This is a genomic window from Variovorax sp. 05N34, from assembly GCF_056397405.1.
In genome coordinates, this window is sequence record NZ_JBFTNI010000005.1 from 336,833 (window position 1) to 351,917 (window position 15,085).

Consider the following 15,085-nt stretch of genomic DNA (forward strand, 5'->3'; position numbering starts at 1 on the left):
CCTTGCTGCCGATGCGGGCCGATCATAGGGGCCGCGACAATTGCGGCGATGAACATCACTCGGAGGGACCTCAACCGCGCCGCGCTCTGGCTCGCGTTGGGGAAGTGGGCCACACCAGTGCGCGCGGGGCCGAAGACGCCGCGTTGGACATCGAATCCATTCACGCTCGGTGTCGCCAGCGGACAGCCGCGGCCGCACAGCGTGGTGATCTGGACGCGTCTCGTGCCAGCGCCGGAAGATGCAGGCGCCGTCCGCACGCACACAGTGCAGTACGAAATCTTTGCCGACGAGAGCTTGCGGCGGCCGGTGACGCGCGGTGAAGTGACAACGGGCTTGTCGCGCGCGCTGAGTGTTCATGCGGTCGTTCCGGGCTTGCAGCCGCAGCGCGACTATTGGTATCGGTTCACTTGCGGCAACGCGGTGAGCCCGATCGGCCACACGCGCACGGCGCCTGCCGCAGATGCCGATGTCCGCCGAATGCGCTTTGCGCTCGCTTCGTGCCAGCACTACGAGCAGGGGCGCTTCATTGCGCACCGTGAGATCGCCGGACGCGAGCTGGACTTCGTGTTGTTCGTGGGCGACTACATCTACGAAGGCAGCGGCGCCAGCTACGACATCCGCAAGCACGGTACGCGCACGCCGCACTCGCTGGACGAATACCGCGACCGCCATGCGCTCTACAAGGGCGATGCCGATCTGCAAGCCGCGCATGCGGCGCATCCGTGGATCGTGACTTGGGATGATCACGAGGTGGTCAACGACTATGCAGACGATCGCGATCCGGCCTACAGCACCCCAGCGCGCTTCCTGCGGCGTCGCGCGGCTGCCTACCAGGCCTATTTCGAACACATGCCGCTTGAGCTGCCGCCCCAGGGCGCCGCGGTCCGCATTCATGACCACTATGCGTGGGGTCGCTTGGCGGGCCTATGGACACTGGACTGCCGCCAGTTCCGCAGCCACCACGCGTGTCCCGATCCGAAGCGTGATGTGGGTCGCACGTTGATCGAATGCGCCGAACTGGGCGATCCGGCGCGCACCGTGCTGGGCTCCAAGCAGGAGCGTTGGTTGAGCGAAGGTTTGGCGTCTTCGACGCGCAAGTGGAATCTGCTCGGTCAGTCGACCCAGATGAGCGCCACCGGCATCAATACAGCCGAAGGCCGCAAGGTCTGGACGGATGGCTGGGACGGCTACCCCGAAGCGCGCCGCCGTCTTCTTCAAGGCGCGAGCGACGCGGGCGTGCGCAACTTGGTCGTGATGGGCGGCGACGTGCATCGGCATGCGGCCGCGGACCTCCGGCTCCGTTCCAACGACCGGGCGTCGCCGGTCGTTGCCAGCGAATTCGTCGGCGGTTCGGTAACGTCCCGGGGCGCCAGCGTCGCCGCCATGGCGCGCATGCGCCGCGACAATCCCGACGTCGCGTACGCGCGAGGCGATCAACGCGGCCACGCGCTGTTCGACGTTACGCCCGATCGCATGCAATGCGAGTTTCGAGCGACGCCGCATCCCGTGCGGGCCGATTCGGTTTTCGAGACAGCGGCCCGCTTCGAGGTGGAAGCCGGTGCTGCGGGCGTTCAGCCGTCTTGAAGACGCGTCAGCCGCGCCCGCGAGGCCGCGGCACCTCGATCAGGAGATCGGGCCGAAAGTTCTCCTGCTCGCCCTTCGACATATAGCCCAGCGGGTTGGCGACGACGCGGCAGCCGTCCTTCACATAGTCGAACTGGCAATGCAGATGCCCGTGCAGCCAGAGCTCGGCATAGGGCAGCAGTTCGTCCAGGCTGTTGCAGAAGCCGGCCGTGCCGGGCGTCAGCCCATAACGCGGATCGGCGCTCGCCAGCGTCGGCGCGAAATGCGTGACCGCGACCGTGGTGCCGTCGAAGTTCTCGGCCAAAGCATTTCGCAGCCACGCCTGGCACGTCAGTGAGTGCTCTCTCAGAGGTTCTGCAAGAAAGAGTTCACCAGCGCGGAGCGTGCCTGCCTTCTCGAGATAGAAATTGGCTGCGCGCATCGCCTTGCCGCGTTTCTTGAAAGCCTCGGCCATGCTGTCCGTCGGCTCCACGAGTGCATCGAAATCAGCCCACAGCGTGGTGCCGACAAAGCGGACTTCGTCAATGACGAGGATTTCGCGCTCGAGCCACTGAATATCGAGTCCGTCGCAAGTCTCACGCAAGCGCGTGTGGATCTCGTCGAAGTCGGCGTTGTCGTATTCGTGGTTGCCCGGCACGTACAGGACCGGGACCGGCCATCCGTGGCGAGGCGAAAAGCGGCCCAGTCCGAAGTCCGGTTCCAGCAGCCTCGAACCTGACTGGTAAGAGCCAATGTCGCCGGCAAGTACCAGCAGATCGGCACCGGGGGCCGGCGCAATCTCAAGTTGCGGATGCACCTCGATGTGCAGGTCGGAGAGCAACTGGAGCTTCATGATGAATGCAGTCTAGATGAGGAGGTCATGCGCTGCACGCATAAAGTTCAACTTGAAGTATTGGGGAAAACCCTTAATCTTCAATCCATCGTTACTTCAAGCGCGCGCAAAAGCGGCGCACCATCATGTTCAGCTTGATCGCCCAAGTGGCAAGTTTCTTTTTCTCTTCCAATGCCGTGACCTCCAATCCGGCCACCGCGCTGATGGAATCGGCCGACGTTCGCGCTGGCCTCGATGCGCATCATGCCCAGGAACTGCGCGCTGCGGCCAGCGCCTGGCTCAGCGTCATCCGCTGATCAGCCTCCTACCTTCCTGCTCTCCTGCCCAGCGGCGACCCTTCGAACGCGGCGCTCGCCGACCGCAGCAGCGCCTGCCGTAGCCATTCGTGCGCGTGCGCATGCTGCGCGCGCCGATGCCAGAGCGCATCCACATGCACGTGCGGCTGATCGAATGGCAGATCGCGCAAGACGAGCTGGTCGTCGATTCCCGTGACACGAACGAAATGACGCGGCATGACGGTCAGCAGATCAGAATTCGCGACCACGCGGCCCGCGGTGAAAAACTGGTTGACCGTGACCACGATGCGCCGCTCGCGCCCGAGCGCACCCAGCGTCTGGTCGATGAAGCCGTGCGGGCGTCCGGAAAAACTGACGAGCAGATGACGGGCGGCGCAGTAGCTGTCGAGCGTCAGGGGCGCAGCGGCCAGCGGGTGATCGCGCCGCATCACGCAAACGTATTCGCCCACGTAGAGCCGCTGGGTTTCGAAGGGCGTGCCGTCCCCCGACTGACCACGCGCGGACAAGCTGGCGACCACGGCCGGAAAGTAGCCAATCGCAACGTCGACCTCTTCGCTTTCGAGCATGCGGCGCGGATCGCGCGTGGTGAGAGGCAGCACGCGCAGCGAAACGGCGCGCGCTTCGGTCTCAACGATCTTGATCAGGCCTGGCATGAGTTCGGCTGCCGTCGCATCCGCCATCGCCAGAAGAAAAGTCGTGCTTGCGCCGCTTGCGTCGAACTCGCCAGGGGCAAGAGTGTGCTGAAGCTGCCGCAGCGCATCGCGCACGGTGGGCCAAAGCGCCAAGGCGCGCGGCGTCGGCTCGACGCCGGGGCCTGAGCGTCGCACGAGATCGTCCCCGAGCACCTCGCGCAATCGCCTGAGCGCGTTGCTCACCGCCGGCTGCGTGATGGAGAGGTTTCGCGCCGCGCGCGTGAGATTGCGCTCCGCCATGACTTCGTCGAACACGCGAAGGAGGTTGAGGTCGAGTGTGCGGAAGTTGATGTCCATCATTAGGCTGAATGATAGACATCAGAAAGATAAATTAGATAAACACTAGGGTAACCCCTAATATCAGCGCATCGCCTCCGATTTTGTTCACCTTTGGAGCACCTCATGACCCACTTCGTACACGTAGATACTCCTGCAACCCACCCCGGCGTGCTTCGCGCAGAGGCTGTGATCGAGCGCGTTCGCCGCTCGCGCCTCGGCTTCGACAGTTCGCGCGGCTTGGCCGCTTTGCTCCTGGCCGCCATCGTTTCATCACTGCTGGTGGTTGCCGACAAGCTCATGTCGACCACTGAAGAGGGTGGCCTGCTCGTCGCTTGGGTGGTGCTCTGGGGTGTGGCCTTCGTGGGCATGGCCCTCTTCGCCGGCACGGCCCGTTCGCTGGCGGTCCGTGGGATTGCAGCCGCCCGCAAGGTGGCGCGCCATCGTGCAGCGGCACGCGCCGATGAAGAATTCATGGCGTATGCCAAGTACGACACCCGTATCCTCCGCGACCTCGAAGTGGCTGCCTTGCGCCAGGAACGGCCGCAATTCAGCACCGCGACCGCGGCAGTCGGATCCGAGGACGCCGTGCCGTCGTTCCGGAATGCACTGCGCAGCGTCGGCTACTACTGATCTGGTCGAACCGCGCTCATGCAAAAAGCCGCCGAAAGGCGGCTTTTTCTTTGGCCGAACGCGAAGGCTCAGGCAGCGAGACGCTGCTCGATGGCGGCCTTCGTTGCCGGCAACTCCTTCGGAAGATGATGGTCCAGTTGCTGGAAAAGCTCTGCGTGGAGCTTCAATTCAGCTTGCCACGCCGCCTTGTCGATACTGGTGACGGTGTTGAACTGTTCAGCGCTGAAGTCCAGGCCCGTCCAGTTGAGGTCTTCATAGCGCGGGCTCACGCCAAAGACGTGCTCGGTGCCTTCGGCCTTTTGGTCGATGCGATCGATCATCCACTTCAGCACCCGCATGTTCTCGCCGTAGCCTGGCCACACGAACTTGCCGTCAGCGCCCTTGCGGAACCAGTTCGTGGTGTAGATCTTTGGCAGACGTGCGCCGGAAGCTTCGAGCTTCTTGCCGAGATCGAGCCAATGCTGGAAATAGTCGCTCATGTTGTAGCCGGCAAACGGCAGCATCGCGAACGGATCGCGCCGGACGACGCCTTGCTGGCCGGCAGCTGCGGCGGTCGTTTCGGAGCCCATGGTCGCTGCCATGTAGACGCCTTCCACCCAGTTGCGGGCTTCGGTCACGAGCGGAACGGTCGTCGAACGGCGGCCGCCGAAGATGAAGGCGTCGATTGCCACGCCCTTCGGATCGTCCCAGGCTTCGTCGAGCGCCGGGTTGTTGATGGCGGACACCGTGAAGCGCGCATTCGGATGCGCCGCCTTTGCACCCGTTTCCTTGGCGATGGCCGGGGTCCAGTCCTTGCCTTGCCAATCGATCGCGTGGGCGGGGGGCTCGCTCATGCCTTCCCACCAGACGTCGCCGTCGTCGGTCAAGGCGACGTTGGTGAAGATCACGTCATGGTCCAGGCTCGCCATGCAATTCGGATTGGTCTGCATGTTCGTGCCCGGCGCCACGCCGAAGTAGCCCGCTTCGGGGTTGATGGCATAGAGCTTGCCGTCGGCGCCGGGCTTGATCCAGGCGATGTCGTCGCCGATGGTGGTGACCTTCCAGCCTCCGAAGCCCTCTGGCGGGATGAGCATCGCAAAGTTGGTCTTGCCGCAGGCGCTGGGGAATGCGGCTGCCACGTGGCGCTTCTTGCCTTCGGGGCTCGTGACGCCCAGGATCAGCATGTGCTCGGCGAGCCAGCCTTCGTCGCGGCCCATGTTCGATGCGATGCGCAGCGCAAAGCACTTCTTGCCCAGCAACGCGTTGCCGCCGTAGCCCGAGCCGTAGCTCCAGATTTCGCGCGTCTCAGGGTAGTGGACGATGTACTTCGTCTTGTTGCAGGGCCAGGAGACGTCCTTTTGCCCGGCTTCGAGCGGCGCGCCGACCGTGTGCACGCAAGGCACGAAGTCGCCTTCGGCGCCCAGCACGTCGTACACGGCCTTGCCCATGCGGGTCATGATCTTCATGTTGGCCGCCACATACGGGCTGTCGGACAACTCGATGCCGATGTGCGCGATGGGCGAGCCCAAGGGGCCCATGCTGAAGGGCACGACGTACATGGTGCGGCCCTTCATGCAGCCGTCGAACAGCGGCTGGAGCGTTGCGCGCATCTCGTCAGGGGCCATCCAGTTGTTGGTGGGGCCGGCGTCTTCCTTTTTCGCGGAGCAGATGAAGGTGCGGTCTTCCACTCGCGCGACGTCGCTCGGGTCGGAAGTTGCCAGAAAGGAGTTCGGCCGCTTGGCGGGATTCAGCTTCTTGAAAGTGCCGGCATCGACCATGAGTTGGCAGAGACGGTCATATTCCTCGGCGCTGCCGTCGCACCAGTGGACGGCGGCCGGCTTGCACAACGCGGCCATTTCTGCCACCCAGGCGATCAGCCTGGCGTGCTTGACATAAGAGGGGGCCTGAATGGCGAGTCCCTTCAGCGGTGCGTTCATCGAAATCTCCTAAGTTGAAAATCGTCTTTTCGAAGGGGACTCGGCGCCGAGGACGGCGAGATCCATTTGAAAAAACGTTTCAGTCTCTGAAGAGTGGGGCCGGGTGTCAGCCAGCACGGACCGCAAGATGGGGCCGGACGATGCCGACCCCTGATTCGGCCAGAGGCGAATCAAGCCATGTAGATGGCGATGGATGCCAAAAGGAGCATCAGCACTCCGCCGACGATCGGCAGGACGAGGGGCATCAGATGAACGATCGACTCGACCGCGTCTTTTTCGACGGCGGCCGCATGGCCGGGTTCAATGGGAGTTGTTGGGTTGGTCATCAGGATTCCTCGGGTTCTCAGGACTGAGGTCATTTTAGAGGCGGCCCGGCGGGTCGCAGTCTAGGGGGTTGCCAGAGCCTCAGTGCTGCTCCATAGCTTCGAATCCGGCAGCTCTCAGCGCAATGAGAACGCTCGAAAGATGTTCCCGCCCGCGCGTCTGGAGCACCAGTTCGATGTCCACGTTCTGGGCCGCAAGCATGGTGAACGCGCGTTGATGGTGCACTTCGTCGATGTTGGCGCCCGCTTGCGCCACAGTGGCCGTGATATGGGCCAGGGAGCCCGGTATGTCGCGCGCACTGACGCGCACGCGCGCCAGCCGTCCGGCCCGCACCATCCCGCGTTCGATGATCGCTGCCAGCAGCAGCGGATCGATGTTCCCGCCCGAGAGCACCAGCCCGACCCGCTTGCCCTTGAAGCGGGCCGGATGCCTGATCAGTGCCGCGAGACCCGCGGCACCAGCCCCTTCGACCAGCGTCTTCTCGATTTCGAGAAGCATCAGCACCGCTTGCTCGATGTCGCCCTCGTCGACCAGCACCAGGTCGTCGACCAGCCGGCCGATGATCTCTTGCGTCAATGCTCCCGGCGTTCCGACCGCGATGCCTTCGGCGATGGTGTTGGTGCCCTGCGGGTGCGCGGTGCCCTTCACGGCATTGACCATGGCTGGAAAGCGCGTGGTCTGCACGCCGACGATTTCGATGTCCGGTCTGCGTGCGCGTGCGGCAACCGCCATGCCGGCAATCAATCCGCCGCCGCCGACGGACACCACCAGCGTGTCGAGATCCGGAACCGCATCGAGCATTTCGAGCGCGACCGTGCCCTGTCCCGCAATGATCGCGTTGTCGTCATACGGGTGAACGAAAGCCAGGCCTTCCCGTTCGGCCAACTCCAGGGCGTGCGCGCGTGCGCTGTCGAGGGTGTCGCCGTGGAGCACGATCTCGGCACCGAAACCGCGAGTCCGCTCGATCTTCACGCCGGGCGTGAACCGCGGCATGACGATCAATGCCCGCAAGCCCAGGCGCTGCGCGTGGTAAGCCACGCCTTGGGCGTGGTTTCCGGCCGACATCGCGATCACGCCACGCGTGCCGCCCTCTGAAAGGTCGACGAGCTTGTTACATGCGCCGCGTTCCTTGAAGGACGCCGAGAACTGGAGGTTTTCGAATTTCAGGAAAACTTGCGCACCGACGATTTCCGAGAGCGTGCGCGATTCCACGCACGGCGTTTCGAGTATTTGTCCTCTCAGGCGCGCTGCCGCACGTTCGATGTCTTTGATTTCGACCATTGCAAGCATTGTGGATGGATTCGCAACATCCGGGTTTTTACCCGCTTGCAGGCTTCCCGAAGCCAAAACTCTGCGCTATGGTCGCTCCCAGATTGGTTTCTCCCGGTAGGAGGTTGGTGAATGGTCAAGCGTTCTGGCGTCGATGTAGTGGCTGCGGCTTCCCGCGGCCATGCATTGCCATCGCCCGGACTCAAGGAAGCGCCGGTGCTCGAACTCATGTGTTCGCATTTCGTGCTGACGCTGGCGGCCAAGCAGGGCCCTCGGTTCAACGTGCGCCGCGACCTCAACGGCCTCCTGTCGCTCACCGGGCGGCATCTGGTCTGGCCGACGCCCGTGCTTTTGCGGCTGCGGGAGTTCCTGAGCCGCCGCTGCGCCGGCAACGAGGTCTGGAAAGACGTCGAGAACTTCGACGGCAGGACGCTGCTGGAGCGGCACGGCGTTTGGCGAGGTCCCTATGAGGAGGGCACGCTGTTCTTCTATCTCGACGAATACGCCAAGGACCAGCCCAAGGACTTGCTGGCGGTGCTGTCGGTGACGCGCGACTGGCTCACACATGCTTTGCGCAAGCAATCAACGCTGGTCGAGAAGAACATCGACGCACTTGCCGGGCTGCTGCAACTCAACAAGGCCGAGCGCGCGCTGCTGCTGTATGGCACCTTGGCACGCTATCAGCGCGATTTGCGATCGTTGCTCGTCGAGTTCAAGGTCAACAACGCGCCCGAAGCCTATGCGGCCATCGCCGAAGTGGCCGGCGTCAACGCGAGCGATGTCGGCGAAGCACTGCGCGCGGGCTCCCGGCTCGAACGCATCGGCCTGATCGAAAACCTGATCTCGGAACACAACATCACCGACCTCGCTGACCTGATGAAGGTCAGCGAAAAGCTCCCGCCGGTGCTGATGCGCGAATACCGCGATCGCAACGAGTTGATGGCGGTGTTCACGCGGCCGTCCGCCAAGAGCGCGTTGACTGTCCAGGATTTCTCTTTCGTCGACGACGATGCGCAGATGCTCGTCACACTGCTGCGTGCTGCGGTCGCGCGCAAGGAGCCAGGCGTCAACGTTCTGCTCTATGGCCCGCCCGGAACCGGCAAGACCGAACTCGCCAAGGTGGTGGCGCGAGCAGCGGGGCTCGAGCTTTTCGAAGTCGAATACGCAGATCGCGACGGCAATTCGCTGTCGGGCCGTGATCGCTACCGTTCGCTGCAGATCGCGCAAGTGTTCCTGAAGGGCAGCGAGCAGGCTGCGTTGCTGTTCGACGAAGTGGAAGACGTGTTTCCGCCCATCAGCACCGAGGCCGCGCAACTCATGGCGCGCGCCGAGCAGATTCCTTCGCCGACCAGCGGAAGCGTCAGCGGCAAGGCGTGGGTGAATCAGATTCTCGAATCGAATGCCGTGCCCACGCTATGGGTCACCAATCGCATCGAACAGATCGATCCGGCTTTTCGGCGCCGCTTTGCCTATCACCTCGAACTCAAGTCACCGCCGCCGGGCGCGCGCGAGCAATTGGTGCGCAAGACGCTCGAGGGTGTTTCGGTGTCAGACACCTTCACGGCAAAGCTCGCGGCGCGCAAGGGCCTGACGCCTGCGCAGATCCGGACGGCCGTGCGTTTTGCCGAGCTGGCGATGACCGAAGGCGACTCGATCGAGCGCCTCATCGAGCGCCAGTTGAAGAACGCCGACCTCGCGCTCGGTACGCTCGACGGGCTGGGTGCGCGACGCAGCGTCACGACCTATGACCTCGACATGTTGAACGTCGAGACCCGTTTCGAGATCCCGCGCATCGTCGAAGCGCTCAAGGTGCGTGGACACGGAACGCTCTGCTTCTACGGAGCGCCCGGCACCGGCAAGACCGCCTTGGCGGAACACCTTGCGAAAGCGATTGGCCGGCCGCTCATCATCAAGCAGGCCAGCGATTTGATGAGCAAGTACGTCGGCGAGACCGAGCAGAACATGGCCGCGATGTTCAAGGAAGCCGAAGCCGAAAAGGCCATCCTGCTGCTCGACGAGGCCGACAGCTTCCTGCAGGACCGCCGGGGCGCCCAGCGCACTTACGAAGTGACCGAAGTGAACGAAATGCTGCAGGGCATGGAGCGCTTCGATGGCATCTTCGTGTGCACCACCAACCTGCTCGAGCGACTCGATCAGGCGGCCTTGCGGCGCTTCACCTTCAAGATCAAGTTCATGCCGCTGACCAGCGAACAGCGCGAGCAGATGTTCATCACCGAAGCGCTCGCTGGAGACGCCATGCTCATGACGAGCGAAATCAGGACGCGCCTTGCGAAGCTTCAGCAACTCTGCCCGGGCGATTTCGCGGCAGTGAAACGTCAGACGGATATCCTTGCGGTCGAATTTTCAGCGGCCGAGTTTCTCGACCAGCTCGACGCTGAGCATCGAATCAAGCCCGAAGTGCGTGAATCGCGCGGCATGGGCTTCGTTCAGTAAACCAAAACACAAAGACTGCAGCGGGATTCGCCGCGCGGGAGGGCGAACGATGAAGAGTGTCCGTACGTTGGCTGCAGTGCGCTGCGCCACACCCATCGCCGTGTTGGCTGTCGTGGCCATGGTCGCCGCGTGCGGKGGCGGCGGGAGCAGCGGGGGCGGAGTCGCGTTGCCGATAGCCTCGGCGCCCGTTGCGACGCCGAGCCAGCCAGTCGTGGCGTCATCCAGCGTCGCCGGACAGTGCGCCGCGCCGCGAATGGGCGTCGACCCCGACACCGGCGCCGCCTTTCCCGATCGCCCTGGGACTGCCGCCACCGAGAAAAGCTGGGTCCGCGCCTGGATCGATGAGACCTACCTGTGGTTTGACGAAGTGCCCACGACCCTCGCGGCGGACGACTACGCAACGCCGATCGCGTATTTCGGCGCGCTCAAGACGCCGAAGCTGACGGCGAGCGGCCACGCCAAGGACCGCTTCCACTTCACCGAAGACACCGCGGACTTTCTCGCTTCGTCGCAGAACGGCATCGAGATCGGCTACGGACTCGAACTGGCGTTCTTGAGCGCCGCGCCGCCCCGCGACCTTCGCGTTGCCTTCACGGAACCGGGCTCGCCGGCGGACCAGTCCGCGATCGCCCGCGGCGCGAAGGTCGTTGCCATCGACGGCATCGACGTCGCCAATGGCGCGGACGTTGCCGGACTCAATGCCGGCCTCAGTCCCATGCACGAAGGCGAGGCGCACAGCTTCACGCTGCGCGCGGCGGATGGCAGCGACCACACCGTGACGCTGACTTCAACGCGAGTCACCCGCACGCCCGTGCAGCATGTGAGCACGATCGCGACCGCCAGCGGCCCGGTCGGCTACATGCTCTTCAATGACCACATGGCGACGGCCGAAGCGGAGCTGATCGCTGCCGTCAACCAATTGAAGGGCGCGGGCATCGCCGATCTCGTGATCGACATGCGCTACAACGGCGGGGGCCTGCTCGACGTCGCGAGCGAACTCGCCTACATGGTTGGGCCCGTCACGGCGACGGCCGGCACCGTGTTCGAGCGCCTTCAGTTCAACAGCAAGAACCCCTTCGCGCTCACGCCCGCACAGGCTACGTTGCCGTTTCATTCGACCACGCGGGGCTTCTCGACCACGGCGGGGCAGCCGCTGCCGAAGCTCGGCCTGTCGCGCGTCACCGTGCTGACGGGGCCGGACACCTGCTCTGCAAGCGAGTCGGTGGTCAACAGCCTGCGGGGCGTCGGCGTCACCGTCAATCTGATTGGCGGCACGACCTGCGGCAAGCCCTACGGCTTCTTTCCGCAGGACAACTGCGGCACCACCTACTTCGCCATTCAGTTCCAGGGCGTCAACCAGAAGGGCTTCGGCGACTATGGCGATGGCTTTGCGCCGACTTGCGCAGTGGCGGACGACTTCGACCACGCACTCGGAGATCCGGCGGAAGCCCGTCTTGCTGCGGCCTTGAGCTTTCGCAGCAATGGAGCTTGCCCTGCAGTGGTCGCCAGCAAGATCGATGCTGCGCGCAACAAGGCGGAGGTGGGCGGCACGCCTTATCTGATCCGCTCGCCATCGCGAGAAAACCGGATCGTGAGGCCGAGCGCTGCGAACCCCGGCTAGAACGCCGCGCAGACGCGGAGCACATCCGCGCCGTAGGCTTCGAGCTTCTTGCTGCCGATCCCGCTGATGCCCTGGAGGTCCTCGTGCGTGGCGGGGGCGCGTTCTGCAATGGCTGCGAGCGTCGCGTCGTGAAAGATCACATAGGCCGGCAGGTTGTGCTCGCGCGCCACTTCGCCGCGCCAGGCCTTGAGGGCGGCGAAGCGGGTCTGGGCCTGCGTATCGAGCGTGGCAGCGGCTGGCGATGGGGCGCCGCGAACCGTCTTCTCGCGCCGCGATTTCCGCTCCGCGGGCTGCGACACAGACTCGCGGAGCATGACTTTGATCTCGCCCTTGAGGACAGCGCGTGAGCCGTCGGTGAGTTGCAAGGTGTTGTAGGCCTGCGCGTCGACCGAGAGCGCGCCGGTCGCGATCAACTGCCGCAGCACGCCGCGCAACTGCGGCTCCGAGAACTCACTCCCGATGCCGAAAGTGCTCACGCGTTCGTGCCCGAACTGCTTGACCTTCTCCGTCGCCTTGCCGCGCAGGATGTCCATGATGTGACCGGCGCCGAAGCTGATGCCGCTTTGCTGTTGCACACGGTAGATGGTGGAGAGCAGCTTGCGAGCCGCATCCGTGCCGTCCCACACCTGCGGTGGCGCGATGCAGTTGTCGCAATTCAGGCAGGCGATGCTCTTCTCGCCGAAGTAGCCCAAGAGACGCACACGCCGGCAGTCGCTGGCCTCTGCGAGCGACAGCAACGCATCGAGCTTGCCCCGCATCACCTGCTTGAAGTCTTCGCCCGCGGGGCTTTCGTCGATCATGCGGCGCTGGTTCACCACATCCTGCAAGCCGTAGGCCATCCAGGCGTCGGCCGGTTCGCCGTCGCGCCCTGCGCGGCCGGTCTCCTGGTAGTAGCCCTCGATGTTCTTCGGCATGTCAAGATGTGCGACGAAGCGCACGTCCGGCTTGTCGATGCCCATGCCGAAGGCGATGGTCGCGACCATCACGATGCCTTCGTCGCGCAGAAAGCGGTCCTGGTGCTTCTGGCGGACTGCCGCATCCAGACCCGCGTGATAGGGCAGCGCGTTGATGCCTGCATCGCTCAGAGTCTGGGCCACATCCTCGACGCGCTTGCGGGACTGGCAATAGACGACGCCCGCATCGCCCTCATGCTCGCGCTCGATGAAGCGCAGCAACTGGGTGGTCGCGTCCTTCTTCTCGACGATCGTGTAGCGGATGTTTGGCCGGTCGAAGCTCGAGACGAACTGGCGCGCTTCTTCGAGTTGAAGGCGCTCGACAATGTCCGCCCGTGTCAGTGCATCGGCCGTCGCAGTGAGCGCGATGCGCGGCACGCCGGCATAGCGTTCATGCAGCACAGTCAGCGCGCGGTATTCGGGCCGGAAGTCATGGCCCCACTGGCTGACGCAATGCGCCTCGTCGATGGCGAACAGCGAGAGCTTGCCGCGCTCATGCAGCGAATCGAGCTGGGACAGGAAGCGCGGCGTCGTCACGCGCTCGGGCGCAGCGTAGAGCAGAGTGATTTCGCCGCGCAGCATGCGGCGCTCGACGTCCTGGGTCTGCTCCCAATCCAAGGTGGAATTGAGAAACGCCGCATCGACCCCTGCTTCGTGCAGCGCACCGACCTGATCGTGCATGAGCGCGATGAGCGGCGACACCACGACCGCAACGCCATGGCCGCAGCGTTGGCGCGCAATAGCCGGGATCTGGTAGCAGAGCGACTTTCCGCCGCCCGTTGGCATCAGCACGAGGGCGTCGCCGCCGTCGGTGACGTGATGCACGATCTCCTGCTGAGGTCCGCGAAACTGCGCGTAGCCGAAGACCTCGTGAAGGATCAGTTCCGGCGCGGTGGCGGTTGCAGGGGATTCGGAGGGTGGAGCGGACAAGGCGGCTTTGATTCTGGTGGGTGCTGGAACGAGCACGCGCACCTCCTGTGCGCGTGAACGCCATTGTCTCCGATGGCCTTCCGCAGGCTGGCACAGGCTTTGCAAACCACCATCTTGTTCGTTGCTTTGCGACCTGTCTAGACAGCTTTTGGTGCGCCGAAATGTATCTGTTGCATTGCAAAGGGGCAGACGGCTCTTGATCTGGGTCGCAGTCTCGGGTTAACCTGTATATACAGGTGCATCGCAGCGAAAGAAACTCGGCCTCCTGCTGGGATCGGCACCTATGGCGTTCCAGCGAGCCGAACTTTTTTGAAACGCAACAGGAGAACCTTGATGGTCAAGTCGGTCGGAAAAATCGCCTCGCTGGTCGCGGCAATGGCGTGCATCGCAGGCATGGCGGCGAATGCCAGCGCGGAGGAAACCAAGATCGTGCTCGGCATGTCCGGCTGGACCGGCTTCGCGCCGCTCACGCTGGCAGACAAGGCAGGCATCTTCAAGAAGAATGGGCTGGACGTCGAACTGCGCATGATTCCGCAGAAGGACCGCCACCTGGCGGTGGCTTCGGGCGCCGTGCAGTGCGCCGCCACCACGGTCGAGACGCATGTGGCATGGAACGCCAACGGCGTGCCGATCGTGCAGATCTTCCAGATGGACAAGTCCTATGGCGCCGACGGCATCGCCGTGCGCAACGACGTCAAGACCTTTGCGGACCTGAAGGGCAAGGCAGTCGGCGTCAGCGCGCCGGGCACCTCGCCTTACTTCGGTCTGGCCTGGATGCTCAACAAGAACGGCATGACCATGAAGGATGTGAAGCTGGTCTCGCTGGAGCCGCAACCTGCCGCGCAGGCCTTCGTCTCCGGTCAGAACGACGCCGCGATGACCTACGAGCCGTATCTCTCGACAGTGCGCTCCAATCCGGCCGCCGGCAAGATCCTGGCGACGACGCTCGACTACCCCATGGTGATGGACACGGTCGGCTGCACGCCGACCTGGCTCAAGTCCAACGCCAAGGCTGCGCAGGCGCTGACCAATTCGTACTTCGAAGCGCTGGAGATGATCAAGAACGATCCGGCCAAATCGAACGAGATCATGGGCGCCGCGGTCAAGCAGTCGGGCGAACAGTTCGCGAAATCATCTGCCTACCTGCGCTGGTCCGACAAGGCGGCCAACCAGAAATTCTTTGCGAACGACATCGTACCCTTCATGAAAGATGCGCAGGTGATCCTGCTGGAGTCCGGCGTGATCCGCAAGGCGCCTGACGACCTGAACGCCATCGTCGACACCAGCTTCATCAAGTAAGAGCGA

At 63.8% G+C, this 15,085-nt stretch carries 12 protein-coding genes; 6 read left to right on the forward strand and 6 right to left on the reverse strand.

Annotated features, from left to right (window positions below; all coding sequences use genetic code 11):
- Positions 1-48 precede the first annotated feature (48 nt).
- On the forward strand, positions 49-1,584 hold the full coding sequence (locus AC1DMA_RS16265) for an alkaline phosphatase D family protein (RefSeq protein ID WP_478144842.1): 1,536 nt from the start codon (positions 49-51) through the stop codon (positions 1,582-1,584).
- 7 nt (positions 1,585-1,591) lie between these two features.
- Here the strand turns inward: AC1DMA_RS16265 and AC1DMA_RS16270 are convergent, their stop codons facing one another.
- A complete protein-coding gene (locus AC1DMA_RS16270; RefSeq protein WP_478144843.1) occupies positions 1,592-2,416 on the reverse strand; it encodes a metallophosphoesterase in 825 nt (274 codons plus the stop codon).
- Between the two features lie 125 nt (positions 2,417-2,541).
- On the opposite strand from AC1DMA_RS16270, the gene AC1DMA_RS16275 reads away from it, so the two are divergent.
- On the forward strand, positions 2,542-2,712 hold the full coding sequence (locus AC1DMA_RS16275; RefSeq protein WP_478128455.1) for a hypothetical protein: 171 nt from the start codon (positions 2,542-2,544) through the stop codon (positions 2,710-2,712).
- An 8-nt stretch (positions 2,713-2,720) separates the two neighbouring features.
- Here the strand turns inward: AC1DMA_RS16275 and AC1DMA_RS16280 are convergent, their stop codons facing one another.
- Positions 2,721-3,701, reverse strand: coding sequence for a LysR family transcriptional regulator (locus AC1DMA_RS16280; RefSeq protein ID WP_478128454.1), 981 nt, complete (start codon positions 3,699-3,701; stop codon positions 2,721-2,723).
- Positions 3,702-3,806: 105 nt separating this feature from the next.
- On the opposite strand from AC1DMA_RS16280, the gene AC1DMA_RS16285 reads away from it, so the two are divergent.
- Positions 3,807-4,313 (forward strand): hypothetical protein, encoded by a 507-nt coding sequence (locus AC1DMA_RS16285; RefSeq protein ID WP_478128453.1) that lies wholly within the window; start codon positions 3,807-3,809, stop codon positions 4,311-4,313.
- A 68-nt stretch (positions 4,314-4,381) separates the two neighbouring features.
- Here AC1DMA_RS16285 and AC1DMA_RS16290 read toward each other — a convergent pair whose 3' ends face one another.
- The 3 genes from AC1DMA_RS16290 to AC1DMA_RS16300 form a co-directional block, all read right to left on the reverse strand.
- On the reverse strand, positions 4,382-6,229 hold the full coding sequence (locus AC1DMA_RS16290) for a phosphoenolpyruvate carboxykinase (GTP) (RefSeq protein ID WP_478144844.1): 1,848 nt from the start codon (positions 6,227-6,229) through the stop codon (positions 4,382-4,384).
- Positions 6,230-6,399: 170 nt separating this feature from the next.
- Positions 6,400-6,555, reverse strand: coding sequence for a hypothetical protein (locus AC1DMA_RS16295; protein WP_478128451.1), 156 nt, complete (start codon positions 6,553-6,555; stop codon positions 6,400-6,402).
- A gap of 79 nt (positions 6,556-6,634) precedes the next feature.
- Positions 6,635-7,834: a threonine ammonia-lyase gene (locus AC1DMA_RS16300; protein ID WP_478144845.1), complete on the reverse strand. Its 1,200-nt coding sequence runs from the start codon at positions 7,832-7,834 to the stop codon at positions 6,635-6,637.
- A gap of 120 nt (positions 7,835-7,954) precedes the next feature.
- On the opposite strand from AC1DMA_RS16300, the gene AC1DMA_RS16305 reads away from it, so the two are divergent.
- Both AC1DMA_RS16305 and AC1DMA_RS16310 read left to right on the forward strand, forming a co-directional pair.
- On the forward strand, positions 7,955-10,276 hold the full coding sequence (locus AC1DMA_RS16305; RefSeq protein ID WP_478144846.1) for an ATP-binding protein: 2,322 nt from the start codon (positions 7,955-7,957) through the stop codon (positions 10,274-10,276).
- 49 nt (positions 10,277-10,325) lie between these two features.
- A complete protein-coding gene (locus AC1DMA_RS16310) occupies positions 10,326-11,897 on the forward strand; it encodes a S41 family peptidase (RefSeq protein ID WP_478144847.1) in 1,572 nt (523 codons plus the stop codon).
- Here AC1DMA_RS16310 and recQ read toward each other — a convergent pair.
- Entirely contained in the window at positions 11,894-13,780 is a 1,887-nt protein-coding gene (recQ, locus tag AC1DMA_RS16315; protein ID WP_478144848.1) for a DNA helicase RecQ, read from the reverse strand. The two genes, AC1DMA_RS16310 and recQ, sit on opposite strands and share 4 nt — an antisense overlap.
- A 333-nt stretch (positions 13,781-14,113) precedes the next feature.
- Between recQ and AC1DMA_RS16320 the strand changes: the two genes are divergently transcribed.
- Positions 14,114-15,079, forward strand: a complete 966-nt coding sequence (locus AC1DMA_RS16320) for an ABC transporter substrate-binding protein (RefSeq protein WP_478128446.1) — start codon at positions 14,114-14,116, stop codon at positions 15,077-15,079.
- Positions 15,080-15,085: the final 6 nt, after the last annotated feature.